5 protein-coding genes are annotated in these 5,766 nt (G+C 72.6%); 1 reads left to right on the top strand and 4 read right to left on the bottom strand.

The features are described from left to right. Window positions 1–1,162, bottom strand: a 1,162-nt coding sequence (locus tag B7L92_RS33500; protein WP_081241030.1) for a PQQ-binding-like beta-propeller repeat protein, incomplete at its 3' end; no start/stop codon positions are given. A gap of 243 nt (window positions 1,163–1,405) precedes the next feature. Further along, complete coding sequence (locus tag B7L92_RS33495) at window positions 1,406–3,220, bottom strand: ABC-F family ATP-binding cassette domain-containing protein (protein WP_081241029.1); 1,815 nt, start codon at window positions 3,218–3,220, stop codon at window positions 1,406–1,408. A gap of 156 nt (window positions 3,221–3,376) precedes the next feature. Here B7L92_RS33495 and B7L92_RS33490 point away from each other — a divergent pair, with 156 nt between their 5' ends. Then, window positions 3,377–3,973 (top strand): Uma2 family endonuclease, encoded by a 597-nt coding sequence (locus tag B7L92_RS33490; RefSeq protein WP_081241028.1) that lies wholly within the window; start codon window positions 3,377–3,379, stop codon window positions 3,971–3,973. 5 nt (window positions 3,974–3,978) lie between these two features. On the opposite strand, the gene B7L92_RS33485 is transcribed toward B7L92_RS33490, so the two are convergent. Continuing rightward, window positions 3,979–4,875: a 4-(cytidine 5'-diphospho)-2-C-methyl-D-erythritol kinase gene (locus tag B7L92_RS33485; RefSeq protein WP_016825898.1), complete on the bottom strand. Its 897-nt coding sequence runs from the start codon at window positions 4,873–4,875 to the stop codon at window positions 3,979–3,981. Continuing rightward, on the bottom strand, window positions 4,872–5,753 hold the full coding sequence (rsmA, locus tag B7L92_RS33480; protein WP_081241027.1) for a 16S rRNA (adenine(1518)-N(6)/adenine(1519)-N(6))-dimethyltransferase RsmA: 882 nt from the start codon (window positions 5,751–5,753) through the stop codon (window positions 4,872–4,874). Before rsmA ends, B7L92_RS33485 begins: the two co-directional genes overlap by 4 nt. Window positions 5,754–5,766 lie beyond the last annotated feature (13 nt).

The raw sequence follows: 5,766 nt of genomic DNA, 5'->3' as shown, positions 1-5,766 counted from the left end.
CCTTGCCGGTCTTCGGGTCGAGCTCCCGGACCTCGTCGTGCGCGTTGTCGCCGCCGGAGCCGCAGGAGGCGACCTGGATCAGCCGCTCGCCGCCCGCGAACCCGGAGGGGAAGCAGGCGTCGCCGTACTTCTTCGACTCGAACAGCTTCTTGCCGCTCGTCACGTCGTACGCCGTGCCGGACTGCGAGCGGCCCACCATCAGCGTGTTGCCGACGAGGGTCATCTTGATGGAGAGCGCGGAGTCGAACAGCGCGCCGTCGGCGACCTCCTCGGTCCAGCCCTTCTCACCGGTGTCGAGGTCGACGAGCTGGAGCTGGTTGCACTTGGCGCGGTCGCTCTTGCCGCTCATGTGCGCGACGACGATCTTGTTGTCGGCCGTCTTCTCCGGGGTGACCGCGCAGATCTTGTGCGGGAGGACGAGGGGCTCCCAGGCGGGCTTGCCGTCCCCGACGCGGTAGGCGGACAGCTGCGTGTAGGCCGCCTTCACCGCCGTCCTGTCGGTGATCCACATGCCGGGGGCGTCGGCGCCGGACCCGGGCGCGTCGGGCGCCTCCTTGTACCAGAGCACCTTGGACTCGCCGGCCCGGCGGCCCTCGTTGAGGTTCTCCGGGTCCTCGCCGCCGTCGCCGCTGCCGTCGCCGGGGTTGACCGGGGCGCCGGAGGCGCCGGGCTCGGGCTCGGCGTCGTCGCTCTGCCGGGCGACCGGCTTCTTGTCCTCCCCGCCGCCGTCACCGGAGACCGCCCACACGGTGCCGCCGATGACCAGCAGCGCCGCCGCGGCGGCGCCGACGACGAGGGCCGGCTTGCCCTTGAAGGGGTTGCGGGAGCCGGATCCGGGGGGCGGCGTGCCGGGCGCCCCGGGGAACTGCGGCTGCTGCGGGTAGCCGTACCCGGGCTGTCCGTACGGGCCCGGCTGCTGCGGTTGTCCGTAGGGTCCCGGCTGCTGCGGCTGCCCGTAGGGGCCGGAGGCGTACGGCCCCGAGGCGTACGGTCCCGGCTGCTGCGGGTAGCCGTACCCGGGCTGCGGGGCGCCGGACGGCGGGGTCGGGGGCGGGCCCTGCGGAGGAGGCGGCGTCTGCGGGGCCCCGAAGCCCCCGCCCGGCGGCGGATCCTGCGGCGCTCCGAAACCACCCTGCGGCGGCTGGTTGGGCGGCTGAGTCATCAGCGCGTTCCCCCTTACTCACTGATTTTTAGCCACGCCCTGAGGTACGTGATGAACCCAGAGTCGTCTTCAGACAGTTCTCAGACGGGCTCTTTCTATCACCCGGTACCGACGGCGCAGCGGGCCGCGTCAGCCCCTGTTCCCAAGGGAGAACCGCCCTGTGATGCCCCCGTTACGCGCCTTCACGCCCTCTTCACGCCACGCGCGCCCCCGCACGCGTCCGCGTGCGGGGGCGCGCGTGGGTCAGGCGTCCTCCGCGAGTTCCAGCCAGCGCAGCTCCAGCTCCTCCCGCTGACCGGCCAGTTCCCGCAGCTCGGCGTCGAGTCCGGCGACCTTCGCGAAGTCGGTGGCGTGCTCGGCGATGGCGGTGTGCAGCTCGGCCTCCTTCTCGGAGACCTTGTCCAGCTGCCGCTCGATCCGCTGCAGTTCCTTCTTGGCGGCGCGCAGGTCGGCGGCGCTCCTCTCGGGGGCGTCCGGCCCGGTGCGGGGAGCGGGCGCCGGGGCCTGGGCCGCGGCGGCCTCCTCCATCCGCCTGCGCCGCTCCAGGTACTCGTCGATGCCGCGCGGCAGCATCCGCAGGGTGCCGTCGCCGAGGAGGGCGAACACCCGGTCGGTGGTGCGCTCGACGAAGAACCGGTCGTGGGAGATGACGATCATCGAGCCGGGCCAGCCGTCGAGGAGGTCCTCGAGCTGGGTGAGGGTCTCGATGTCGAGGTCGTTGGTGGGCTCGTCGAGGAAGAGGACGTTGGGCTCGTCCATGAGGAGGCGCAGCAGCTGGAGCCTGCGCCGCTCACCGCCGGACAGGTCGCCGACCGGCGTCCACTGCTTCTCCTTGTTGAACCCGAACGTCTCGCACAGCTGCCCGGCGGTCATCTCGCGCCCCTTGCCGAGGTCGACGCGCTCGCGCACCTGCTGCACGGCCTGGAGCACCCGCCAGGCGGGATCGAGTTCGGCGACCTCCTGGGAGAGGTAGGCGAGCCTGACCGTCTTCCCGACGCGGATGCGTCCGGCCGCGGGCTGGGCCTCGCCCTCGGTGCGGGCCGCCTCGGCCAGCGCGCGCAGCAGGGACGTCTTCCCCGCGCCGTTGACGCCGACCAGGCCGATGCGGTCGCCGGGGCCGAGCTGCCAGGTGACGTGCTCGAGCAGCACCTTGGGTCCGGCCTGGACGGTGACGTCCTCGAGGTCGAACACCGTCTTGCCGAGCCGGGTGGAGGCGAACTTCATCAGCTCGCTGCTGTCGCGGGGCGGCGGCACGTCCTTGATCAGCTCGTTGGCGGCCTCGACGCGGAAGCGCGGCTTGGAGGTCCGCGCGGGCGCCCCGCGGCGCAGCCAGGCCAGCTCCTTGCGGACCAGGTTCTGCCGCTTGACCTCCTCGGTGGCGGCGATGCGCTCGCGCTCCGCGCGGGCGAAGACGTAGTCGGAGTAGCCGCCCTCGTACTCGTACACGGTGCCGCGCTGCACGTCCCACATGCGGGTGCAGACCTGGTCGAGGAACCAGCGGTCGTGGGTGACGCAGACCAGGGCCGAGCGCCGTTCGCGCAGGTGCCCGGCGAGCCAGGCGATGCCCTCCACGTCGAGGTGGTTGGTGGGCTCGTCGAGGACGATCAGGTCCTGTTCCTCGATGAGCAGCTTGGCGAGCGCGATCCGGCGCCGCTCGCCGCCGGAGAGCGGTCCGATGACGGTGTCCAGTCCCTTGGGGAAGCCGGGCAGGTCGAGCCCGCCGAACAGCCCGGTCAGTACGTCGCGGACCTTGGCGTCGCCCGCCCACTCGTGGTCGGCCATGTCGCCGATGACCTCGTGCCGGACGGTGGCCGCGGGGTCGAGGGAGTCGTGCTGGGTGAGCACCCCGGTGCGCAGCCCGCCGGAGTGCGTCACCCGTCCGGTGTCGGCCTCCTCCAGCCGGGCCAGCATCCGGATGAGCGTGGTCTTGCCGTCGCCGTTGCGTCCGACGACCCCGATCCGGTCCCCTTCGGACACGCCGAGCGAGACGCCGTCGAGGAGGGCACGGGTGCCGTACACCTTGCTGACGTTCTCGACATTGACCAGATTGACGGCCATTTCACTCCTGCCTGGGGGATCGATCGGCTATCCAGCGTAGGGCGTGACCGACGGCGACCGGGATGCGAGGGGATCGTCACTCTTTGTGATGACGTGATCGGGAACGGGCGGCTACCGTAGGGAGCAGGCAGCAGGATCCCGTCCATGGGAGGAACCATGACCGCCGAGTCCGTAGAGCACCGCCACCCGTGGCCGGTGCCGCCCGTGGACGGCTACACCGTGGACGACCTGTTCACGCTGCCCGATCTCCCGCCGCACACCGAGCTGATCGACGGGAGTCTGGTCTTCGTGAGTCCGCAGCGCCGTTTCCACTTCCTTGTGATCGACCTTCTGGTCAACGGTCTACGAAGCTCCCTCGGCCCGGACTTCAGCGTCGAGCGGGAGATGACCGTCGTCCTCGACGAACGCAACGGCCCCGAACCCGATGTCAGCGTGGTCCGGGCCGATGCGGTCACAGGGTTGGACCAGACCAGCTTCAAAGCCGAGGACGTCCTCCTCGCCGTGGAAGTCGTCTCGCCCGACTCGGAGTCCCGTGACCGTACGACCAAGCCGCACAAGTACGCCCTCGCCGGAATCCCCCACTACTGGCGGGTCGAGCAGGACGGGACCACCGGCCGGCCCCTCGTCCACGTCTATGAACTCGACCCGATGACACGGTCCTACGTGCACATGGGCGTGCACCACGACCGGCTCAAGGTCGACAAGCCTTCTGCCATCGCCATCGACCTGGGCACGGTCGAAACGCGGTCCTGAGCCCCTCAGACGACCGTCGCCCCCGGCACCGGCCCCGCCGCCGTGCGCACCGAACGGCACGTCCCGGAGGAGCGCAGGGCGTCGGCGACCTCGTCCGCCGCTTCCGCGTCCCGGGCGAGGAACGCCGTGGTCGGCCCCGACCCCGAGACCAGCGAGGCCAGTGCCCCGGCCGCACGCCCGGCCGCCAGCGTGTCCGCCAGTTCCGGGAACAACGACAGTGCCGCCGGCTGGAGGTCGTTGGAGACGGCGGCGGCGAGCGCGTCGGGGTCGCCCTTGGCGAGGGCGTCGAGGAGTTCCTGCGAGGCCACCGGCTCGGGGACGTCCCGGCCCTCGGCCAGCCGGTCGAACTCGCGGAAGACCGCCGGGGTGGACAGCCCGCGCCCGGCCATCGCGAACACCCAGTGGAAGGTCCCCCCGACCTCCAGCTCCGTCAGCTTCTCGCCCCGCCCGGTGCCCAGCGCCGCCCCGCCGACCAGGCTGAACGGCACGTCGCTGCCCAGCTCGGCGCAGAGGTCGAGCAGTTCCTCCCGCGAGGCGCCCGTCCCCCACAGCGCGTCGCAGGCCAGCAGCGCGCCCGCGCCGTCCGCGCTGCCGCCCGCCATGCCGCCGGCGACCGGGATGTCCTTGGCGATGTGGAGGTGCACACCGGCGTCGCGGCCGTACCGCTCGGCGAGCAGGAGGGCGGCGCGGGCGGCCAGGTTGGTGCGGTCCAGGGGGACCTGGCCGGCGTCCGTCCCCTCGCAGGTGACCCGCGGTCCGTCCGGCGAGGGGGTCGCGGTGACCTCGTCGTACAGGCCGACCGCGAGGAAGACGTTGGCCAGGTCGTGGAAGCCGTCGGGGCGGGCGGCGCCGACCGCGAGCTGGACGTTGACCTTGGCGGGGACGCGGACGGTGACGCTCACGCGGCGGACTCCTTGTGCGGGGCGTGTTCGGCGATGCGCGCGAACTCCTCGACGGTCAGGGACTCCCCCCGGGCCTGCGGCGACACCCCGGCGGCGACCAGGGCGGCCTCCGCGGCGGCCGCCGAGCCCGCCCAGCCGGCGAGCGCGGCGCGCAGCGTCTTGCGGCGCTGGGCGAAGGCGGCGTCGACGACGGCGAAGACCTCGCGCCGGGAGGCGGTGGTCTTCGGCGGCTCGGCCCGGCGGACCAGGGAGACCAGCCCGCTGTCGACGTTGGGCGCCGGCCAGAAGACGTTCCGTCCGATGGCACCGGCCCGCTTGACCTCGGCGTACCAGTTGGCCTTGACCGAGGGCACGCCGTACACCTTCGAACCGGGCGCGGCGGCGAGCCGGTCGGCGACCTCCGACTGGACCATGACCAGGGTGCGCTCGATGCTCGGGAAGGTCTCGAGCATGTGCAGCAGCACCGGGACGGCCACGTTGTAGGGGAGGTTGGCGACCAGCGCGGTCGGGGCGGGGCCGGGCAGCTCGGTGACGTGCATCGCGTCGGAGTGGACCAGCGCGAACCGCTCGGCGCGCCCGGGCATGCGGGCCGCGACGGTGGCGGGCAGCGCGGCGGCCAGGACGTCGTCGATCTCGACGGCGGTGACCCGGTCGGCCGCCTCCAGCAGCGCCAGCGTGAGCGAGCCGAGCCCCGGGCCGACCTCGACGACCACGTCGTCGGGGCGGACCTCGGCGGTGCGGACGATACGGCGGACCGTGTTCGCGTCGATGACGAAGTTCTGGCCGCGCTGCTTGGTGGGCCGCACGCCGAGGGCGGCCGCCAGTTCACGGACGTCGGCGGGGCCCAGGAGGGCGTCGGCGGGGGTGGGGCTGGTCACGGGACAAGGGTAC

This window comes from Streptomyces viridosporus (assembly GCF_002078235.1).
Classification (GTDB): Bacteria; Actinomycetota; Actinomycetes; order Streptomycetales; family Streptomycetaceae; genus Streptomyces; species Streptomyces viridosporus.
This window is presented reverse-complemented; position numbering and strand designations above follow the sequence as displayed.